Source organism: Allobosea sp. 05T433 (assembly GCF_056396065.1).
Window position 1 is genome coordinate 60,121 of the sequence record NZ_JBFTKS010000009.1, and the last position, 19,384, is coordinate 79,504.

Annotated in this window: 21 protein-coding genes; 13 read left to right on the forward strand and 8 right to left on the reverse strand. The window is 64.4% G+C overall.

The window, feature by feature from the left end:
* Window positions 1-9: 9 nt before the first annotated feature.
* Complete coding sequence (locus tag AC1DGP_RS14510; RefSeq protein ID WP_476832245.1) at window positions 10-945, reverse strand: PfkB family carbohydrate kinase; 936 nt, start codon at window positions 943-945, stop codon at window positions 10-12.
* On the reverse strand, window positions 942-2,120 hold the full coding sequence (locus tag AC1DGP_RS14515; RefSeq protein ID WP_441506332.1) for a fumarylacetoacetate hydrolase family protein: 1,179 nt from the start codon (window positions 2,118-2,120) through the stop codon (window positions 942-944). The genes AC1DGP_RS14510 and AC1DGP_RS14515 overlap by 4 nt, the downstream gene beginning before the upstream one ends.
* A 228-nt stretch (window positions 2,121-2,348) precedes the next feature.
* On the opposite strand from AC1DGP_RS14515, the gene ugpB reads away from it, so the two are divergent.
* The 5 genes from ugpB (at window position 2,349) to AC1DGP_RS14540 (ending at window position 7,350) form a co-directional block, all read left to right on the forward strand.
* Window positions 2,349-3,650 carry a sn-glycerol-3-phosphate ABC transporter substrate-binding protein UgpB gene (ugpB, locus tag AC1DGP_RS14520; protein ID WP_441490506.1) on the forward strand — a complete coding sequence of 434 codons (1,302 nt, stop codon included), beginning with the start codon at window positions 2,349-2,351 and terminating at the stop codon, window positions 3,648-3,650.
* Window positions 3,651-3,711: 61 nt separating this feature from the next.
* Window positions 3,712-4,593, forward strand: a complete 882-nt coding sequence (gene ugpA / locus AC1DGP_RS14525; RefSeq protein ID WP_441490465.1) for a sn-glycerol-3-phosphate ABC transporter permease UgpA — start codon at window positions 3,712-3,714, stop codon at window positions 4,591-4,593.
* On the forward strand, window positions 4,593-5,351 hold the full coding sequence (locus tag AC1DGP_RS14530; RefSeq protein WP_069877983.1) for a creatininase family protein: 759 nt from the start codon (window positions 4,593-4,595) through the stop codon (window positions 5,349-5,351). Before ugpA ends, AC1DGP_RS14530 begins: the two co-directional genes overlap by 1 nt.
* Entirely contained in the window at window positions 5,351-6,199 is an 849-nt protein-coding gene (gene ugpE / locus AC1DGP_RS14535; RefSeq protein WP_441490466.1) for a sn-glycerol-3-phosphate ABC transporter permease UgpE, read from the forward strand. Before AC1DGP_RS14530 ends, ugpE begins: the two co-directional genes overlap by 1 nt.
* Before the next feature lie 71 nt (window positions 6,200-6,270).
* Window positions 6,271-7,350 carry a sn-glycerol-3-phosphate import ATP-binding protein UgpC gene (locus tag AC1DGP_RS14540; RefSeq protein WP_441490467.1) on the forward strand — a complete coding sequence of 360 codons (1,080 nt, stop codon included), beginning with the start codon at window positions 6,271-6,273 and terminating at the stop codon, window positions 7,348-7,350.
* Window positions 7,351-7,406: 56 nt separating this feature from the next.
* On the opposite strand, the gene AC1DGP_RS14545 is transcribed toward AC1DGP_RS14540, so the two are convergent.
* Both AC1DGP_RS14545 and AC1DGP_RS14550 read right to left on the reverse strand, forming a co-directional pair.
* On the reverse strand, window positions 7,407-8,672 hold the full coding sequence (locus AC1DGP_RS14545; protein ID WP_476832246.1) for an alkyl sulfatase dimerization domain-containing protein: 1,266 nt from the start codon (window positions 8,670-8,672) through the stop codon (window positions 7,407-7,409).
* 146 nt (window positions 8,673-8,818) lie between these two features.
* Window positions 8,819-9,205, reverse strand: a complete 387-nt coding sequence (locus AC1DGP_RS14550) for a SpoIIAA family protein (RefSeq protein ID WP_441490469.1) — start codon at window positions 9,203-9,205, stop codon at window positions 8,819-8,821.
* 112 nt (window positions 9,206-9,317) lie between these two features.
* Here AC1DGP_RS14550 and AC1DGP_RS14555 point away from each other — a divergent pair, with 112 nt between their 5' ends.
* Window positions 9,318-9,956: a glutathione S-transferase family protein gene (locus AC1DGP_RS14555; RefSeq protein WP_441490470.1), complete on the forward strand. Its 639-nt coding sequence runs from the start codon at window positions 9,318-9,320 to the stop codon at window positions 9,954-9,956.
* Between the two features lie 157 nt (window positions 9,957-10,113).
* Entirely contained in the window at window positions 10,114-11,352 is a 1,239-nt protein-coding gene (locus AC1DGP_RS14560) for a multidrug effflux MFS transporter (protein WP_441490471.1), read from the forward strand.
* 68 nt (window positions 11,353-11,420) lie between these two features.
* On the opposite strand, the gene AC1DGP_RS14565 is transcribed toward AC1DGP_RS14560, so the two are convergent.
* The 4 genes from AC1DGP_RS14565 to aspT form a co-directional block, all read right to left on the reverse strand.
* Window positions 11,421-11,675: a hypothetical protein gene (locus tag AC1DGP_RS14565; RefSeq protein WP_052513594.1), complete on the reverse strand. Its 255-nt coding sequence runs from the start codon at window positions 11,673-11,675 to the stop codon at window positions 11,421-11,423.
* A gap of 134 nt (window positions 11,676-11,809) precedes the next feature.
* Window positions 11,810-12,076 carry a 30S ribosomal protein S21 gene (gene rpsU / locus AC1DGP_RS14570; protein ID WP_441490472.1) on the reverse strand — a complete coding sequence of 89 codons (267 nt, stop codon included), beginning with the start codon at window positions 12,074-12,076 and terminating at the stop codon, window positions 11,810-11,812.
* 145 nt (window positions 12,077-12,221) lie between these two features.
* Window positions 12,222-12,431: a cold-shock protein gene (locus tag AC1DGP_RS14575; RefSeq protein ID WP_043234255.1), complete on the reverse strand. Its 210-nt coding sequence runs from the start codon at window positions 12,429-12,431 to the stop codon at window positions 12,222-12,224.
* 301 nt (window positions 12,432-12,732) lie between these two features.
* Window positions 12,733-14,400, reverse strand: coding sequence for an aspartate-alanine antiporter (aspT, locus tag AC1DGP_RS14580; RefSeq protein ID WP_476832247.1), 1,668 nt, complete (start codon window positions 14,398-14,400; stop codon window positions 12,733-12,735).
* Between the two features lie 223 nt (window positions 14,401-14,623).
* On the opposite strand from aspT, the gene AC1DGP_RS14585 reads away from it, so the two are divergent.
* Genes AC1DGP_RS14585 through AC1DGP_RS14610 form a run of 6 tightly spaced genes read left to right on the forward strand, consistent with a single transcriptional unit; the run spans window position 14,624 to window position 19,326 of the window.
* Complete coding sequence (locus AC1DGP_RS14585; protein WP_441506333.1) at window positions 14,624-15,283, forward strand: GntR family transcriptional regulator; 660 nt, start codon at window positions 14,624-14,626, stop codon at window positions 15,281-15,283.
* A 54-nt stretch (window positions 15,284-15,337) separates the two neighbouring features.
* A complete protein-coding gene (locus tag AC1DGP_RS14590; RefSeq protein ID WP_476776757.1) occupies window positions 15,338-16,336 on the forward strand; it encodes a TRAP transporter substrate-binding protein in 999 nt (332 codons plus the stop codon).
* A 5-nt stretch (window positions 16,337-16,341) separates the two neighbouring features.
* Window positions 16,342-16,854 (forward strand): TRAP transporter small permease, encoded by a 513-nt coding sequence (locus AC1DGP_RS14595; RefSeq protein ID WP_441506335.1) that lies wholly within the window; start codon window positions 16,342-16,344, stop codon window positions 16,852-16,854.
* Window positions 16,855-16,858: 4 nt separating this feature from the next.
* Window positions 16,859-18,133 carry a TRAP transporter large permease gene (locus AC1DGP_RS14600; protein ID WP_441506336.1) on the forward strand — a complete coding sequence of 425 codons (1,275 nt, stop codon included), beginning with the start codon at window positions 16,859-16,861 and terminating at the stop codon, window positions 18,131-18,133.
* Window positions 18,134-18,143: 10 nt separating this feature from the next.
* The gene (locus AC1DGP_RS14605; RefSeq protein WP_441506337.1) at window positions 18,144-18,683 is read left to right on the forward strand and encodes an enolase-like domain-containing protein; all 540 of its coding nucleotides are present in this window, start codon (window positions 18,144-18,146) and stop codon (window positions 18,681-18,683) included.
* Complete coding sequence (locus AC1DGP_RS14610) at window positions 18,589-19,326, forward strand: enolase C-terminal domain-like protein (RefSeq protein ID WP_441506338.1); 738 nt, start codon at window positions 18,589-18,591, stop codon at window positions 19,324-19,326. The genes AC1DGP_RS14605 and AC1DGP_RS14610 overlap by 95 nt, the downstream gene beginning before the upstream one ends.
* Window positions 19,327-19,384 lie beyond the last annotated feature (58 nt).

Consider the following 19,384-nt stretch of genomic DNA (forward strand, 5'->3'; position numbering starts at 1 on the left):
GCGTTCCCCTCACTCATAGGGTGGTTTGGGTGTGAGACGCGGCGGATCGCAGCCGCGCCGGCCGCAGGTCTCGGCTGCGACCTCTGCCGCGAAACCCATTGCGGATGCGGCAACGCTGTCTGACAATCCGCGCAGTCCTGCTCCGAGCTCGCCCGCCTGCGCGAGCGAAGCGAGAAATGCGCCGATGAAGCTGTCGCCGGCGCCGATCGTGTCGACCAGCTCTGTAACCGGAACGAAGCCGCGGACAGTCTTTTTCCCTGGCCGTTCGAGCGCCGCTCCGCGATCGCCCTCGGTCAGCAGGATCGCTGAAACGCCCCGGTCGAACCAACGGCGCAGCGGCGCAACGTAGCCGCCGGGATAGAGCCAGTCGGCATCGTCCGTACTGAGCCGGATGAGGTCTGACAGAGCCATGCGCTGCTCGATGGCGGCAAGCGCCGCCTCCCGATCCGGCAGCGCCGGCGGCCTGATATTGACGTCATAGCTGGTGCTCAGGCCGGCGGAGCGCGCCTGGCGCAGCAGCGTCAACGCCGCGTCCCCGGATGGGCCGATCGTCGCTCCGAACGAGGTGACATGCAGATGGCCAAAACCCGTGAGGTCGGGCAATGGCGGAGGCTCGGCCAGTGCCGTACCGGCGAGGTGGAAGTGATATCGCGCCCCGCCATCGACCCCAAGCGGGGCAACGACCGCCAACGGTGTGGGAGCATCGCTCTCAGCAACGAAGCGCCGATCGATCGCCTCTGCCACAAGCCGGGCCTGGAAGCGCCGCCCCGTGACGTCGCGCGAGAGCGTCGCGCAATAAGCCACGGAGGTGCCGCAGCGGGCGAGCGCCAGCGCCGTGTTGAAACCGGATCCGCCCAGCACGCACTGATAGCGCTCGCCGCACCCATCCTCCGKCACCAGATCGGCGAGCGCTTCGCCGAAGACGAGGACCGCCCCCTGGTTCACAGAAGCCCGCGCTTCGCCAGATTGCGCATCAGATGCGAGGCGCCGAAGGTCCAGGGTTCGCATTCATCGGTGCGGCGCATGCAATTGACGAGCGCTCCCAGTTCCGGCGCGGCAATCGTGACGATGTCCCCATATTTGTGGGTGAAGCCGCCGCCCGGCGTGTCGCGATCCTTGATCGGAGCAAACATGGTGCCGAGATAGAGCGCCGCGCCATCGGGATACTGATGGTTGCGATTGAGCATCTGCGCAGCAAGATCAGCCGGGTCGCGGCTGATCTTTGCGATCGAGGACGAGCCTTCGAGCCTGAAGCCGTCCTCGCCCTCGACCGTCAGCGTCACGGTTGTCCTGCGGACATGGTCGAGCGAGAAGCCGGCGTCGAAGAAGCGGATGAAGGGACCGACCGCTGCCGCTGCATTGTTGTCCTTGGCCTTGCCGAGCAGCAGCGCCGAACGGCCCTCGACGTCGCGCAGATTGACGTCATTGCCGAGCGTTGCTCCGACGATGGCGCCGGTCGAGGCGACGATCAGCACGATCTCCGGCTCGGGATTGTTCCAGGTCGAGGCCGGGTGCAGGCCGGCATCGACACCGGTGCCGACGGCCGACATCGGCGGCGCCTTGGTGAAGATCTCGGCATCCGGCCCGATACCGACCTCGAGATACTGGCTCCAGGCTCCCTGCTTGATCAGCACGTCCTTGAGATGCATCGCCTCGGGCGAGCCGGGCTTCAGCTTCGAGAGATCGTCACCGATGAGCTTGCCGATCTCCTCGCGGATCGTGGCGGCGGCGGCCGGGTTGCCCCGCGCCTTCTCCTCGATCACGCGCTCCAGCATCGAAACCGCGAAGGTCACTCCGGCGGCCTTGACCGCCTGCAGGTCGAGTGGTGCGAGCAGCCAGGGCTTCGTCGCATCGCGACGCGAAGGCGGCGTGTTTGCAAGGATGTCGGCGAGCGTCCCGAGGGGCTGCCCCTTGGCGGCGCGCAGGGCTGCGGCGGGATCGGCCGTCTCGCAGAGATCGCGCATCGTGGCGAAGGCAGCGGTGATATCCACAAGTTCATCACCGCGCAGAACAACGACCGCGGGACCGGCGACGTCCGGGCGCCAGACCCGGCCAGCGAGCGCGGCGGCTGCGGCGTCCGCCGGCAAAGTGTTCCGTGGCGTCAGGGCAAGCTCGGGCATGATCGATCGTCCGTTGGTGGAATTGTCACGTTGAAAGTCGCAGGCGAGAACAGCCGCTTCGCAGCCAATGTGCAAGAGTGCAGGGACGCGGATCAGACATGGCGCACATGTCGTGCGATTGTCATTGAAACGTCACCTGTTCTTCATGCTAGCTTGCGCACCAACGACAAGAGCCGCCCGCACGAGCGGGGCATAAGGGAGAGATAGATGACATCCAGATCGCGCTTGATGATTTCGGCCGCGGTGTTGACGCTGGCCGGTGCGGCTCCGGCCGTCGCGCAGACAGAGATCCAGTGGTGGCATGCGCTGACCGGCGCCAATAACGACGTTGTCGTAAAGCTGGCCGAGGAATTCAACGCCTCCCAGAAGGAATACAAGGTCGTTCCGGCCTATAAGGGCTCCTATCCCGACACGCTGAATGCCGGCGTCGCCGCCTTCCGCGCCGGAACCGCGCCGCACATCCTGCAGGTCTTCGAAGTCGGCACCGGCACGATGATGTCGGCCAAGGGCGCGGTGAAGCCCGTGCACGAACTGATGAAGGAAGCCGGCGAGCCTTTCGATCCCAAGGCTTATTTGCCGGCGATCACCGGCTACTACTCGACCGCCAAGGGCGACATGCTCTCCATGCCGTTCAACTCGTCGAGCATGGTGATGTGGTACAACAAGGACGCCTTCAAGAAGGCGGGCCTGAACCCCGACGCCCCGCCGAAGACCTGGCCAGAAGTCTTCGAGGCCGGGAAGAAGCTGAAGGCCGCCGGATATGACAAGTGCGGCTTCACCAATGCCTGGGCGACCTGGGCCAATATCGAGCAGTTCGGTGCCTGGCACAACATCCCGATCGCGACCAAGGCGAATGGTCTCGATGGTTTCGACACCGTCCTCAACTTCAACAGCCCGCTCTTCCTGAAGCACTGGACCAACCTGGTCGAGCTGCAGAAGGACAAGACCTACGATTACTCCGGCCGCACCAATAACGGTGAAGGCCGCTTCACCTCGGGCGAATGCCCGATCATGCTGACCTCGTCGGGCTTCTTCGGCAACGTCAAGGCCAATGCCAAGTTCGACTGGGCCAACGCCGCGATGCCGTACTATCCGGAAGCGGCCGGGGCACCGCAGAACTCGATCATCGGCGGCGCTTCGCTGTGGGTGATGGGCGGCAAGAAGGCTGACGAATACAAGGGCGTCGCCAAGTTCTTCACCTTCCTGTCCGATGTCGACCGCCAGGTGAAGCTGCACACCGAGTCCGGTTATCTGCCGATCACCAAGGCCGCCTATGCCAAGGTCAAGGACTCGGGCTTCTACAAGGACAAGCCCTATCTCGAGACGCCGCTGCTGGAACTCAACAACAAGGAGCCGACCGAGAATTCGCGCGGCCTGCGCTTCGGCGGCCTGGTCCAGATCCGCGACATCTGGTCGGAAGAGCTCGAAGCGGCGCTGAACGGCCAGAAGACACCGAAGGCTGCGCTTGACGCCGCCGTCGAGCGTGGCAATCAGGCACTGCGTCAGTTCGAACGGACCGCCTCGCGCTGAACCGGCTACGATCCAGAGCCGGGGCATTCCGCCCCGGCTTTTCTCTTGCTTCACGGGCTGCATGCAGAAGAACGCCTATTTCCGGAGCCTGACGATCCCGCTCCTGCTGCTCCTGCCGCAGCTCGCGATCACGGTCGTGTTCTTCTATTGGCCCGCAAGCCAGGCGGTCTGGCAGTCCTTCCTGCTGGAAGACGCCTTCGGGACGTCGACCCAGTTCGTCTGGTTCGAAAACTACCAGAGCCTCTTTTCCGATCCGGGTTACTTCAAGGCGCTGCGCAACACCGCGATCTTCTCGACCTTTGTCTGCGTGTTCTCGCTCTCGATCGCGCTGCTCTTTGCCGTCATGGCCGACCGCCAGATCCGCGGCGCGGAGATCTACAAGACCCTGCTGATCTGGCCCTATGCCGTGGCTCCCGCCATTGCCGGCGTGCTCTGGATCTTCATGTTCGATCCCTCGCTCGGCATGCTCGCGCGTGGACTGCAGAACCTCGGCATCGCCTGGAATCCCCGGCTCAACGGCAATGACGCCATGACGCTGGTCATCCTCGCCGCGACCTGGAAGCAGATCAGCTATAATTTCCTGTTCTTCCTCGCCGGGCTGCAATCGATCCCCAAGAGCGTGATCGAGGCGGCGGTGATCGACGGCGCGCGGCCGATGCGCCGCTTCTGGACCATCATCTTCCCGCTGCTCTCGCCGACGACGTTCTTCCTGCTCGTCGTCAACATCGTCTATGTCTTCTTCGACACCTTCGGCATCATCGACACGGTCACTGGCGGCGGGCCTGCGGGCGCGACCGAGACGCTGGTCTACAAGGTCTATTCCGACGGCAAGGGCGGCTCCAATCTTGGTGGCTCGGCGGCACAATCGGTCATCCTGCTCGTGATGGTCATCGCCATGACGGCGGTGCAGTTCCGCTTCATCGAGCGCAAGGTGAATTACTGATGGCCTCGGTGCTCTGGAAGGAACTGACGGCCGAGGATCTGCGTCACAAGGCGGCGAAGGATGCGATCGTCGTCCTGCCCGTGGCCTCGATGGAACAGCACGGGCCGCACCTGCCGGTCGGCGTCGACACCATCCTGTGCGAGGGCGTCTGCAAGGCCGCGGCCGAGCGCCTGGACGAGGCCGATGTCGTGGTCGCCCCGACGCTCTGGTGCGGCATGGCCGAGCATCACATGGCCTTCGGCGGCACCTTCACCTTCGACATCCCGACCTATCGGTCCGTGCTGCTTTCGCTGCTCAGGAGCATCGAGCGGCATGGCTTCCGCCGGGTCGTGATCGTCAATGGCCATGGCGGCAATATCGCCGCGCTCGGTGCATTCCTGCCGGATTTCGCCCGCGAGACCGGCCTGCGCATCATCGCGACCACCTATTTCGAGCTGGCGCAGACTGCGATGCTGCCCTTCATGCAGGATCAGACCAGCGTGATGCATGCCTGCGAGATCGAGACCTCGATGATGATGGTGCTGGCGCCGGAAACGGTGAAGCAGGAGCGGCTGGGGCAGGCCTTCGGCATGCTCGGCGCGGATCCGCGTGGCCTGATGCGCCCGACCGTCGCGCGCTACCGCCCCTTCCGTGAGATGACGGAGACCGGCGTGATCGGCGATGCGCGGCGCGCGACGCCGAAGAAGGGCGAGGAATTCCTCAACGCCTGCGCCGAGGCGCTCGCGGCCTTGCTGCGCGACGGGGAGGCCTGGCACTGATGGTCGAGAACCGCCGCTTCGGCGACATCGTCGCCTATATCATCCTGACGATCGGCGTGCTGATCGTCGCCTTTCCGGTTTGGCTGACCTTCGTCGCCTCGACCTGGGATGCTGCGACCATCATCAACGGCCAGCTCCCGCTCTATCCTGGCCCGCATTTCTTCGAGAACTACTACCGCATCCTCTTCGTCGGGACCTCGGGCTCGACCCGCGAGCCGGTGGCCGTGATGATGTTCAACTCCTTCGTGATGGCGCTGGCCATCGCGTTCGGCAAGATCTTCATCTCCGTGCTCTCTGCCTACGCAGTCGTCTATTATCGCTTCCCGTTTCGGATGGCGGCATTCTGGATCATCTTCGTCACCCTGATGCTGCCGGTCGAAGTCCGCATCTTCCCGACCTTCAAGGTCGTCTCCGATCTCGGCATGCTCGATACCTACCAGGGCCTCGCCGTGCCGCTGATCGCCTCGGCGACCGGCACATTGCTGTTCCGGCAGTTCTTCATGACGATCCCCGACGAACTGCTCGAGGCCTCGAAGATCGATGGCGCCGGTCCGTTCAAGTTCTTCAAGGATACGGTGGTCCCGCTCTCGCTCACCACGATCGCGGCGCTCTTCGTCATCCAGTTCATCTATGGCTGGAACCAGTATCTCTGGCCGCTGCTGGTCACCACCAAGGATTCGATGCAGACCATCGTCATCGGCATCCGCAAGATGATCACCACGGCCGATGCGCTCACCGAATGGCAGCTCGCCATGGCAACCGCGATGCTGGCGATGCTGCCGCCCGTCTTCGTCGTCATCGCCATGCAGCGGCTCTTCGTGAAGGGCCTGGTGGAAACCGAGAAGTGACATTGCGTACCGGCAGCCCGGCCCGCTGAGCCGATCGCCGATTATCCGTTACCGACCGACCAAGGAACCCAATGGCCCAGGTTACTCTTTCCAGCGTCAAGAAGGTCTATGCCGGCGGCGTCGAGGCCGTGAAGGGCGTCTCTTTCGACATTCCCGATGGCGGCTTCTGCGTGCTGGTCGGCCCCTCCGGCTGCGGCAAGTCCACTTTGCTGCGGATGGTGGCAGGCCTGGAGACGATCTCGTCCGGCGAAGTCTCGATCAGCGGCAGGGTTGTCAACCAGATCGAACCGGCGGACCGGGACATCGCCATGGTGTTCCAGAATTATGCGCTCTATCCGCATATGAGCGTCTACGACAACATGGCCTATGGCCTGCGCAACCGCGGGACGCCGAAGGACGAGATCGAGAAGCGGGTCAAGGAAGCAGCCCGCATCCTCGCGATCGAAGGCCTGCTGGAGCGCCGGCCGCGCCAGCTCTCGGGCGGCCAGCGCCAGCGCGTCGCCATGGGCCGCGCCATCGTGCGCAAGCCCCAGGTCTTCCTGTTCGACGAGCCGCTCTCCAATCTCGACGCGAAACTGCGCGTGCAAATGCGCGTCGAGATCAAGAAGCTGCAGCGGGCGCTCGGCGTCACCGCGATCTATGTCACGCACGATCAGGTCGAGGCGATGACGCTCTCCGACAAGCTCGTTGTGATGAATGGCGGCCAAGTCGAGCAGATCGGCGTCCCGGCCGAGGTCTATCGCAAACCGGCAAGCCGCTTCGTCGCGACCTTCATCGGCTCGCCGCCGATGAACCTGCTGCCGGCAGCCATCGACGGACCCGGCATCGTTGCGCTCGGCGACGCGCTCCTCGAAGCGCGTGACCTCAAGCAGAACCTTGCATCGGGAACGAAGGTCGAGGTGGGCCTGAGGCCGGAGGATATCGAGATCGCGTCCGAGGGCCAGGCCGGGGCCCTGCCCTTCGATGTCGAGTTCATCGAGGAGCTGGGCGCGACCCAGCTCTTCCACGGCAAGCTTGCCGGACAGCCCTTCGTGATGCAGGCCGCAACCGGCGATGTCGCCGCCGAGGCCAAGCGCCTGTGGATTTCGGTCGACCCCGACCGAGTCCACGTCTTCGATGCGCAATCGGGCGTCCGACTCGGGCGCGAATAAGAGGGATAGACCGCGGACGATCTCCAGCGGCCGGAAACAGCCGCTGGATGCGCTGCTCAGCCCGCCGACCGTTCTTTTGCATCGCGCTCGTAGACGGCGAGGAATGCCTTGCCCATCAACGAGCTTTCGCCATCGATGGCTTTCCGGAGCACCGCGCCCCGGATTGCCTGGATCCCTCGATCCTCGGGCGCTGCTGAACTCGCGAACTCGGCAAGATGAACGGCGAGGCGCGTCTGGCCGTCCTCGGCCAGCGCCGCGGCTCGCTCAGCCAGTTTCTCGGCACCACCCGCAAGCCGAGCCAGTTCGGACGCAAGATCAGCGTTCTTCGCCGGCTTCAGGTTTGCGGGGTTTCCGTCAGACCAACCCGCATAGAAATGGTAGATCCCCCGGACCAGAAATTCGGGGTCATCATATTTCGGCACGAGATAGGGCTTCGCCAGATAGGCGGCCGGTACCTTGACCGCGCGCAGCACCTCGTCGAGCGTCGCACTCTTGTTCATCAGCGCCAGGGTATCGCGAACCAGATGCTCAAGCGCTTCGGCCCCGTCGCGCAACACCTGCGCTGCCCGGCCCTCCCCAACAATGACCGGGCCATGTCCGGGGATCAGGATGTCCGGCTTCAGGCGCTCCATCCGGCGCAGGGCGACAGCCCACTCGGCTGCATAGCGCTGGACCTTGCGCGGATTGCCTGCATTCGGGAAAACCCAGATTACGAAGTCCCCGCTCGCCAGCACGCGCCGCCGCGGCAGCCAGACGAATGTGGCATCGTCGGTCTCGCCGCGCCCGTGGATGAGTTCGAGCTGTTCGCCACCGATCGCAAGCGATAGCGTGTCGTCATAGACGTCATCGGGACGCCGCTGGCCTATCGGATAGACATAGTCCGGCTTGTTGAACTGCTGCCCCTGCACGATGCTGTTGAAGCCATGGGAGGCTTCGTATCGCTCCATCCGGCGCGCGACGTTGCGATGAGCCACGATTCTCGGCCGCGGCCTCGCTCTCGCATCGGCCTCCTCGTCGATGACCTTGATGCCGCTGGTGTGGTCGATATGGCCGTGGGTATAGATCACGGTGTGGATGGGGCTGTCGTCCCAGCTGCGGATCGTCGCGAGCGTCTGGGCGGCGGTGTCTGGCTTGGCCGTATCGATCAGGACAAGGCCTTCACTCGTCCGAATGGCCGTGACGCTGCCGCAGAAATAGGTGGTGTGGACGGTGATGATGTTCTCTGCCACCGCAGTGATGGCGCCGGCAGAGACCGCCTCGGTCCATTCTTCCATCTGCGCTGCGCCACTCCAAAGGCGCTCGAACAATGCGTCCTGCCGCATCTGAATTCCTCCGTCGACCAGAGCATGTCGATAGCACCGCTGGGGAGGAATGACAGGCCACGCACGCGCAGTCCTGACGCGCGATGTCAGCTATGGGTGAGGCGCGCGGTTCGCTGTCGCGGCAACGCGCTCCGGGCACGTGCAACCTAAGCCTCGGGCCCGCCCTCGATCTCGCTGGCCCAGGCCAGCGCCGCCTCGTACTCGATCGGTTTGAAGCAGCGGATCTCGACGAAGGGGATGACCGGATTGGCGATCGCCACCAGCGTCTCGATCCAGCCCTTGTCGCTGATCAGGGCCTCACGCGGAAAGCGCCTGAGTTCCGACAGCTTGCTGAACCCATAGCGCAGATCCCTGGCACCCGCCCGGAGCGTGATATCGTGAAAGCCGGTCAGATCGACCAGAACGCCGATCTTCTCGTGCCGGGTCAGCCGTGCGTCGATATCGGCGATCACACTGTCATAATCCTCCACGGTCAGCGTGCCGGAGAGGCGGTAGGCCGCGACATGATCGGGCCCAGCGAGGATTTCGAACATAGACGTCATCCTTTCGCTTCAGACAACGCAGCAGGCCCGCCGCGGTTTCGATTGCTGCCATTGCGCGGTCATGCGTCGTGGTTAGTCTCGCCCTCCACAGGAGGAACGCAGCATGAGCGATGAACTCGTCTTCTACACCCACCCGATGTCACGCGGCCGGATCGTGCGCTGGATGCTGGAGGAAGTCGGCCAGCCCTATCGCACCGAGCTGGTCGGCTTCGGCCCGCCGATGAAGGCGGCCGCGTACAAGGCGCTCAATCCGATGGGCAAGGTGCCGGCCCTGAAGCATGGCGACATGATCGTCACCGAATGCGCCGCGATCTGCGCCTATCTCGCGGACGCCTTTCCCCAGGCCGGGCTGGCGCCGGCACCGGGCAGCAAGGAGCGCGGCCCCTATTATCGCTGGCTCTTCTTTGGCGCCGGCCCGACCGAAGCTGCGGTGACCAACAAGATGCTTGGCGTCGAGGTGCCACCGGAGAAGACCGGCTCGGTCGGCTATGGCTGCTTCGCCGATGTCATGGACACATTGGAAAAAGCGGTATCGCAGGGCGAGTATCTGGTCGGCGACAGGTTCAGCGCGGCCGATGTCTATCTCGGCGCGCAGATCGGCTGGGGCCTGCAATTCGGCACGATGGAGCGGCGGCCGGCCTTCGAGGCCTATGCCAAACGACTGCAGGCCCGCCCGGCAGCGATCCGCGCCAATGAGATCGACAATGCGCTGATGCCGCAGCAGCAGCCGGCGGCGGAATAGGCGTCGTTCCACGCTGAGTGCATGCCAAACCCGGCCTCTGGCCGGGTTGTTGCGCAGCGGCGCATCGCCTAATCCTGCGAGAATCGGCCGGCTATCTTGCTGGCCTCTCCCATCTGCGAGACGGGACGTTCCGGGCTGTGCCCGGCAGCAGGCAGAAATGACCGACACATTCGACATTGCCCGGCCGCGCCACGGCATGGGTTTCTATCCCTTCGTGGCGATGATGGCCGCACTGATGGCGACAAACGCGCTTGCGATCGACGCCATGCTGCCGGCCCTGCCCCAAATGGGCGAGACACTCGGCATTGCCGAGCCGAACGACCGGCAGTGGATCGTCACCAGCTATCTGCTCGGCTTTGGTGTGGCCCAGATCATCTACGGCACGCTTTCCGACCGCTTCGGCCGACGGCCCGTGCTGCTGACCGGGCTCAGCATCTATGTCGTCGCCAGTGTGTTCGCTGCCTTCTCCGGCTCCTTCGAGATCATGATGGCGGCGCGCGTGCTGCAGGGCGTCGGAGCAGCCGCGACGCGGGTGCTCGCGGTCTCGATCGTACGGGACTGCTATTCCGGCCGCGACATGGCCCGCGTCATGTCGCTGGCCCTGATCGTCTTCCTGGCCGTACCGATTCTGGCGCCCTCGATCGGCCAGGCGATCCTCTGGGTCGCACCCTGGCGCTGGATCTTCGGCGTTCTGACCGCCTTCGGCGCCATCGTGATGCTCTGGACCGCAATGCGCCTGCCCGAGACGCTGCATGAGGAGGACCGTACGCCGATCAAGTTCGCCAGCATCGTCTCCGCCTTCCGCACGGTGCTGACCTCGCGCATCGGCGTCGGCTACATGCTGGCGATGACCTTCGTTCTCGGCGGCTTGTTCGGCTTCATCAACTCGGCACAGCAGGTCTTTGTCGATGTCTTCCGGGCGCCGGAATGGTTCACCACCATCTTTGCCCTGATCGCCGCATGCATGGCGGTCGCGTCACTGCTGAATTCGCGCATCGTCGGCCGACTCGGCATGCGCCGGGTCTCGCATGGCGCATTGCTCGGCTATATCACGCTGACCAGCCTGCATGCGGTGCTGGCCCTTGCCGGCAAGGAAACGCTCTGGCTCTTCGCCATCATGCAGGGTGGGACGATGTTCTGCTTTGGCCTGCTGGCGCCGAATTTTGGGGCGATGGCGATGGATCCGCTTGGCCATGTCGCGGGTACGGCCTCGTCCGTCCAGGGTTTCATCACCACGGTCGGCGGAGCACTGCTCGGCTTCTATGTCGGCCAGCATTTCAACGGCACGGTCGTGCCGCTGACACTCGGCTTCTCACTCTGCGGGCTCATGGCGCTCGCGGTGGTTCTGGTGGTCGAGAAGGGGCGGCTCTTTCACCCGGCGCCGGGGCGCAGCTAGCGGCCTGCCCTCTGGGCGCGGAACGTCGTTCCAGGCCGGGCACGCGCGGGTCGCAAGCCGCCGGTCCGTCAGGCCCGCTTCGTGCGCTTGGACGCTACGGTCTTGGGCCGTGCAGCCTCGGCGATCGCGGCGGCCTCTGCGTCTGCGGCTTCCTTCGCCAGCCGCAGCGCGCGCAAGCGCGCGGTCTTCTCCGTGACGGCAACCTGGGCGGCGCGCTGCGCATCCAGCCCACGCTGGGCTTCCTGCCGCTTTTGCTCGGCCTTCTCCAAATTCGCCTGGGCCCGGCGCTTGGCTTCGTCGGCCGAGAGTCCTTTGGTCGACATGGCAGTCCACTCCTTCACGATTGCCGCCCGGTTGGCGGCACTCACAGCGACGCGCCCTATCGGTAGCGCGCATCCAGGCGCACTGGACTGCGTCGAGCAGACCCTTGCGCCGGCATCGTCAGGCTGGCCTGAGCTCAGGCTGCCGCCGGTGCAAGACGCGGCGGACGAACAGGCTTGGCCTTGGGCTTCGGCGCTGCGATCAGTCCTTCGCGCTGAGCCTGCTTGCGCGCCAGCTTGCGTGCACGCCGAATGGCGTCAGCCTTCTCGCGAACCCGCTTCTCGGACGGCTTCTCATACGCCGCACGCCGCTTCATCTCGCGGAAGACGCCTTCGCGCTGCATCTTCTTCTTCAGGACGCGCAGCGCCTGGTCGACATTGTTGTCGCGAACGAGAACCTGCATCTCGGGCTCCTTTCAGAAAAGAAAAAAGGGCCGGGTAATCCCGACCCTTCGTCCAACCGTGCTGCGTATCGTCCTGAAAGGGGGGCGCCAGTACATCCGTGGTCGCCACTCGATTCGGAATGCTACGTTTGCACGGTCATGCAGATCACTCGGCGCGAAGATTGTCCGCGGACATCTTGCCAGAGCGCTTGTCCTGGACGAGCTCGAAGGTGATCTTCTGACCTTCGCGGAGCTCGCGCAGACCAGCACGCTCGACAGCGCTGATGTGGACGAAAGCATCCTGACCGCCATCATCGGGCTGAATGAAGCCGAAACCCTTAGTCGAATTGAACCATTTAACAGTGCCGGTGGCCATGACGAATTCCTTCTCGCAAGGCATTAATTCGCGTGAGACGACGCCTCACACGGTGTTCGATTTTGAGCGGGAAGTTCGTCAGCTAGCGCGCCATTAGCGCGGGGGCCAATTCATTCGGCCTAAGATCGATGCCCCTATATGGGTGATTGTGACCAATTTGTCAATGCAACCCGCCGTCGAAGCAGGACCGCAGCCTTGCGTGCCCCTGTGCGGCCATCGACCCCACCCAGACACAGCGCGAGCTCACGACGCCTCTTCGAGCCCTTCGGGCTGCCGCTGAAGCAGCCGCAGCGGACGCCCTTCACCCGATCAGCCCGACCATGCCAACCACGACCGGCCCCATCAGCGGCAGCAGGACGTTCGAGATCGCATAGGTCACGGTGTAGCCGATCACCGGCGTCGAATTGCCAGCGAGGGAGACCAATGCGCTGATCGACGGGGTGCTGCAGTGCTGGCCAGCGATGGCTCCGAGCAGGATCGGAGCCTCGATCTTCAGCAGGTAATGCCCGATATAGAGAGAAGCCAGGGCCGGCAGTGCGGAGACGAGAATCGCCAGGACCGGCAGCACCAGCCCGTACTGCTTGAGCAGCGCGAAGGCATCGGGCCCGACCGACAGACCGATTGCGGCGATGAAGGTCGCCAGGCCGAAGTCCTTCATGAACTCCGCAGCATGCAGCGGTATCGCGCCATAATGCGGGCGATGCATGTGGAGCCAGCCGAAGACCAGGCCGGAGACGAGCGCACCACCGCCGGTCCCCAGCGTCAGGTTCAGGGCGCCGACCCTGAAGCTCAGTTCTCCCAGCAGGAGACCCGCGACCACTCCCAGCCCGAGCATCACGAAGTCGGTACTCGAAGTCGCCGGGAGCAAGTGGCCGAGCTCCGGGGCCGCCCGCGTGATCGCGTCCTCGGAGCCGTAGAGCGTCAGGACGTCGCCCTGCTCGATAACGGTGCCCGGCAAAGCCGGAACGATATGCCCGAGCCTCCTGATGCGCGAAATGAAGACACCGCGCCGCTGTTCCGCGCTCGCCAGCCGACGAAGATCCCGAATCCGGCGCCCCATCACCTCGCTACGGACGAGCACGACCTCGCGCTCGACGAGTGGCACGTTGTCGCCTGCCGGCATCGGCACCTCGGCGCCCAATCTCTCGCTGATCGCGATGACGGCGCGGCGGCGGCCGAGCACGAGGACAACATCGTCGGCCTCCAGCACCATGTCCGTGGTTGCCTTGGTAAAACCTTCGCCGCGGCCGACCTGTTCGATGGTCACAACGCCATTGACGCTGTTTTCGAAGGCGCCGACGCTGCTTCCCGCAATCGGCCCGGCATGGAAGCAGCGGGAGACGATCTCGGGCACGCCGTTCTCCTTGCCCGCGTCGTCCTCGGCTCCCAGTTGTTTTGCAAGCGCGGCGGATTCCTCGCGCACGTCGATCCGCAGCAGCAGGGGACCGATCTGCGTCGTGAAGACGACGATCGCCACGAGGCCGAAGAGGTAGGTGACGCTATAGGCCGTCGCCATGTTGGATTGCAGCCGCGCCACTTCGGCTGCCGGCAGGGCCAACCGGGCGATCGCATCCGAAGCCGTCCCGAGCACAGCCGATTCCGTGGCCGAGCCGGCGAAGAGCCCCGACGTGGTGCCGGGATCCAGGCGGAACAAGATGATGGCCGCTGTGAGCAGCAGCAGGACCGTCCCGACCTCGACGAAGGACAGGATTCCGTAGCGCCAGCCACCACGGATATTGTTGAAGAACTGCGGTCCGGCCGTAAACCCGAGAGCGAAGATGAACAGCGCAAACGCCGTGTTCTTCAGGTCCGCGCTGATGGTGACACCAAGCTGCCCAAGGGCCAATGCGACGAAGAGCGTGCCGCAGACACCGCCGATCTGAACGGGGCCAATTCTGATCTTTCCGATCAAATGGCCAAGAGCCAGCGAAATGAACAGTGCAACAACCGGCTGTTCAACAAATGCCACGATGGACCCCAGTTCCAGAGCAGTGGTCGACGGCGACTATTCGCTGCCCGCTCCTACTCTGCAAGAGCCGCGATCGCCGGTGCGGCACTCGTCTGCGGCACATCGAGGTCGTCCACTCATTGGCCAGTGCCAAGTGAAGTCGCGGCACGTCGACGATTTGGATTGACTCCAAAGCAAGTTCATCCCTAAATCGTGCACGATCCAAGATGCAGGATAATAGGCATTGAACGGGGCGCGAAAGATCGAACGGGTCGTCCTTGGCGACCAGGTCTATGAGGCGATCAAGGAACGCATCCTCGATCAGGCCTATGCGCCGGGCGAAAAGATCAATGTCGATGGGCTGGTGCGCGAACTGGCCGTCAGCTCGACGCCGATCCGCGAGGCGCTGACGCGGCTCGTCGCGGAAGGGCTCGTGTCGGCCGTCCCCTTCGTCGGCTTCGCGACCGCGGCGCTGCCCGATCGCAACTATTACGAGGACGTCTACAGCTTTCGCAGCGTGCTCGAGCCTTGGGCCGCGGCAGAGGCCGCCAGGCGGCGCCCGGGCGCCGATGTCATCACGGCGCTGCGCGACGCCGTCGCGGTCATGACGGCCGATCCGCCGTCCCGCGAGTATCGCAGCCACCGCGCGTTCACCGAAGCCGATGACCGCTTCCACCGCCTCATCCTGACAGCGGCGGGCAATCAGGTCGCGCTGAAGAGCTATGACGACCTGCGCTTCCATCTGCACATTTCACGGCTCTACCTCAGCCGCGAGCAGGATGTCGGGATCACCCATGCCGAGCATTTCCGCATCATCGATGCGCTCGAGACCGGCGATCCCGAAGCTGCCGCCGAGGCGATGCGACGGCATCTCGAGGGCTCCCATGAGAGGCTGATCAAATAGGCCGCCCGTCAGAGGCAGCTGTGCAAGAACCACCATAACCTCCGGGAGGATATGATGTTTCTACGACGCCTTGCCGCTGCGAGCCTGATCGCAGGCAGCTTCCTCGCGACAGCCGCCCAGGCACAGACCCTGCGCTTTGGCCATGCGAACACCACCACCGAGATCGCCGGCGAACTGTTCCAGGAATTCGCCGATCGCGTGAACAAATCGACCGGCGGCGCCGTCACCATCAAGGTCTTCCCGGCCGAGCAGCTCGGCAAGGAAATCGACCTGTTCAAGCAGGTCAAGGAAGGCGCCCTCGACATCTCAGCGCCCTCGATGGCGGCCGCCTCCGCGCTCGTACCCGCCCTCGAGATTCCGAGTGCGCCCTTCCTCTGGAAGGACTGGAGCGAGGCCGAGGCGATCATTCGCTCTGCTGCCTTCGACCCGATCTTCGACGAGCTCCGCGACAAGCATAGCATCGTCCCGGTCAGCCGCATCTGGTACTGGGGCTGGCGCAACATGACGACGCTCGACCGCGCGGTGAAGAAGCCGGAGGACCTGCAGGGCCTCAAGATCCGCGTGCCGGAAAGCCCGGTCTGGGTCGAGATGATCAAGGCCTATGGCGCCTCTCCGACGCCGGTCCCCTTTGGCGAGGTCTACACCGCGCTCCAGCAGAAGACGGTCGACGGCCAGGAAAACCCGATCCCGACGATCTTCTCGCGCAAGTTCTATGAGGTGCAGGGCTATGTCGCGATGACGAAGCACATGCTCCAGAACAACATGATCGTCATCAACAAGGACAGCCTCGCCCGGTTGAAGCCCGAGCATCGCGAGGTCCTGTTCGCCGAAGCCGCCCGCGCCTCGGCCCTGAACACCTATCTCCAGCAGAAGCGCGAGGCCTCGATGCTCGAGGACATCCGCAAGTCCGGCCGCTCCAAGATCGTCGAGGATGTCGATCGCGACGCCTTCGCCGCCAGGTCCAAGGTCGTGGCAACCGCGATGGAAGGCCGCTGGGGCAAGGCCCATCTCGACAGCGTGCTCGCCGCCATCGACGCTCAGCGCAAGCGCTGACCGGCATGACCGGGCTCGACCTGATCCGGCGGCTCGACGACTGGTCGAGCCGCCTGGAGAACGCCTTCCTTGCCGCGCTGCACGGCGCGATCGCGACGCAGGTCTGCGCCGCCGTCGTCTTCCGCTACGCGCTGAACGATCCGCTGACCTGGTCCGAGGAACTGATCCTGCTGCTGTTCGGCTGGATGATCTTCCTCGGCATCGCCAACGCCTTCCATGCCCGGACCCACATCATCATCGATGTCGTGGTGCTGTTCGCCCCGCGCTGGCTCTGCACCCTCTTCGGCGTCGTGGCGCTGCTCGCGACAGCGGCGGTTCTCGGCACGCTGACCTGGTTTTCCTGGCGCTATCTCCAGCGCGAACTGCCGAACCTGACGCCGATGCTCGGCATTTCGGCCGGCTGGACGGTGGCGCCGCTCTTCGTCGGGAGCCTGCTGTCGCTGCTGCATCTCCTGCGCAACCTGATCGACGAAGGCGTCACCGGCGCACTCTGGTCCGACATCACGACGCGGGACTAGCGGCATGGTCTCCATCCTTCTCCTGACCTTCGCGGTCCTGCTCGTAGTCGGCACGCCGATCTGGGTCGCGATGGCGGGCTCGGCCCTGCTGACGATCTTCATCGAAGGCGTGCCGCTCACCGTCGCCGCCCAGCGCATCGTGGCCGGCGTGCAGTCCTTCCCCCTGCTGGCGATCCCGCTCTTCACGCTCGCCGGCTCCCTGATGAACGCGTCGGGCATCTCCGAGCGGCTCTTCAGCTTCACCAAGGCACTGGTCGGCCATATCCGCGGCGGGCCGGCCCATACGCTGGTCGTCGGCGAGGTCTTTCTCTCCGGCATCTCCGGATCATCCGTCGCCGATACGGCCGCAGCCGCACGGGTCTTCGTGCCGCAGCTCGAACGCATGGGTTATCCACGTGCGTTTGGAGCGGCGCTGTCAGCGGTTGCCGGCACGCTTGGCCCGATCATCCCGCCGTCGATCCTGATGGTGGTCTATGCCTGGCAGGCCAATGTCTCGCTCGGCAGCCTCTTCGTCGCCGGCATCATTCCTGGCCTGGTCATGGCCGGCTGCATCATGGCGACCATCGCCATCCTGGCGCTGCGGCGCGACTTCAAGCCGGCCGGCTCCTTCTCGTTCCCGAATCTCTGGAAGGAGTTCAAATACGCTTCGCTGGCGCTGCTGATGCCGGTGCTGATCATCGTCGGCTTCCGGGCGGGGTTATTCACCGCAACCGAGATCGCCGGCGTCGCCGCCGCCTATTCCCTGGTTGTCGGCATGTTCATCTACCGTTCGATCAAGCTTGCCGACCTCCCGGCGATCCTGATCGGCACGGCGCGCGAGACGGCGGTGGTCATCGCCATCGTCGCCGCGGCCTCGCCCTTCAGCTGGATTCTGGCCATCGAGCAGGCGCCGCAGCTGGTCACCAGCTTCATGACCTCGATCTCGACGGATCCGCTGGTCGTTCTGCTGATCCTGAACATCGCCCTGCTGATTGCCGGCATGTTCATGGAGACGATCGCCATCATGATCATCCTGGTGCCGATCCTGCTGCCGCTGCTGGCCGCGTTGCAGATCGACCTCGTGCATTTCGGGATCGTGCTGCTGGTCAACCTCGTCATCGGCCAGGTGACACCGCCCGTGGGCGTGCTCTGTTTCGTCGCCATGGCGATCACGCGCGTCAAGCTCGGGGCCCTGCTGCGGGAGCTCTGGCCCTTCCTGATCGCGCTCGTCGTGGCGCTCGCCATCATCACCTATGTGCCGGCCCTAAGCCTCTGGCTCCCCCGGATCGCCGGTTTCTGAGAGGATCATCATGACCAGGATTGCAGAGGTTGAGGTCGTCGAATTCTCGTTCAAGAGCAGAAATCTCGGCCGCTCGGCCGAGAATGCCCGGGCGGTCTACAATGTCGGATACAAGCCGAATTCAGAGCTCGAGCTGACCAAGTTTGCGATCGTGATCCGCAGCGATGACGGCGCCGAGGGCGAATATGTCATGCACTGGGGCGGAACCCGGGCCACGATGGCGCAGACACTCTCGCTTGCGCCCAACCTGCTCGGCCGCAATCCGGACCACCGCGAGGAAATCTGGAACGACATGAAGCGGGAGCTCCGCCAGCATGACGGGATGGGGATCGGACCGATCGACATCGCGCTCTGGGACCTGGCGGGAAAGCGCTTCGGCGCCTCTGTGTCGCAATTGCTCGGCGGCTTCCGCACGCGGCTCAAGACCTATGCCTCGACCTATCACGGCGACCGCAATGGCGGGCTCGACAGCAAGGAGGGCCTTCTCCGACTTCGCCGAGGCCTGTTACGCACTGGGCTACCGCGCCTTCAAGCTCCATGGCTGGCATGAGGGCGACGCGCGCGAGGAGGCGGCAAACGTCCTGCATGTCGCCAGGACGGTCGGTGATCGCATGACTTTGATGCTCGACCCGGCCAATGAGCTCAGAACCTTCTCCGACGCACTCTATGTCGGGCGGGCCTGCGACGAGGGGGGCTATTTCTGGTACGAGGACCCGATGCGTGACTGTGGCGTCTCCGCGTTCGCCCACAAGAAGCTGCGCGAGATGCTGAAAACGCCGATCCTGCAGACCGAGTATCTGCGCGGCTTCGAGCCCAAGGCCGATTTCCTGATCAATGGCGGCACCGACATGCTGCGCTCCGATCCGGAATACGATCTCGGCATCACCGGCGAGATGAAGATCGCCCATCTCGCCGAGGCCTTTGGCGTCGATGTCGAGATCCATGCCTGCGGGCCTGCGCATCGCCACTGCATGGCCGCGACTCGTAACACCAATTTCTATGAGCTTGCGCTGGTCGGCCCGGATTGCCCCAACGCCGTGCCACCGGTCTACACCTGCGGGTACAGCGACCAGCTCGACGGTGTCGACAAGGATGGCTGTTTTCCCGTGCCCACGGGGCCAGGCCTCGGCGTGAGCTATGACTGGGATTACATCCGTGCCCATCAGACGGGGCGGGAGCTGTTCAAGCTCTAGATGCGTATTGGGAGGGCCGGCCTTTTTCGGGCTGGCCCTGGTCCTTTCTACCGCCGCC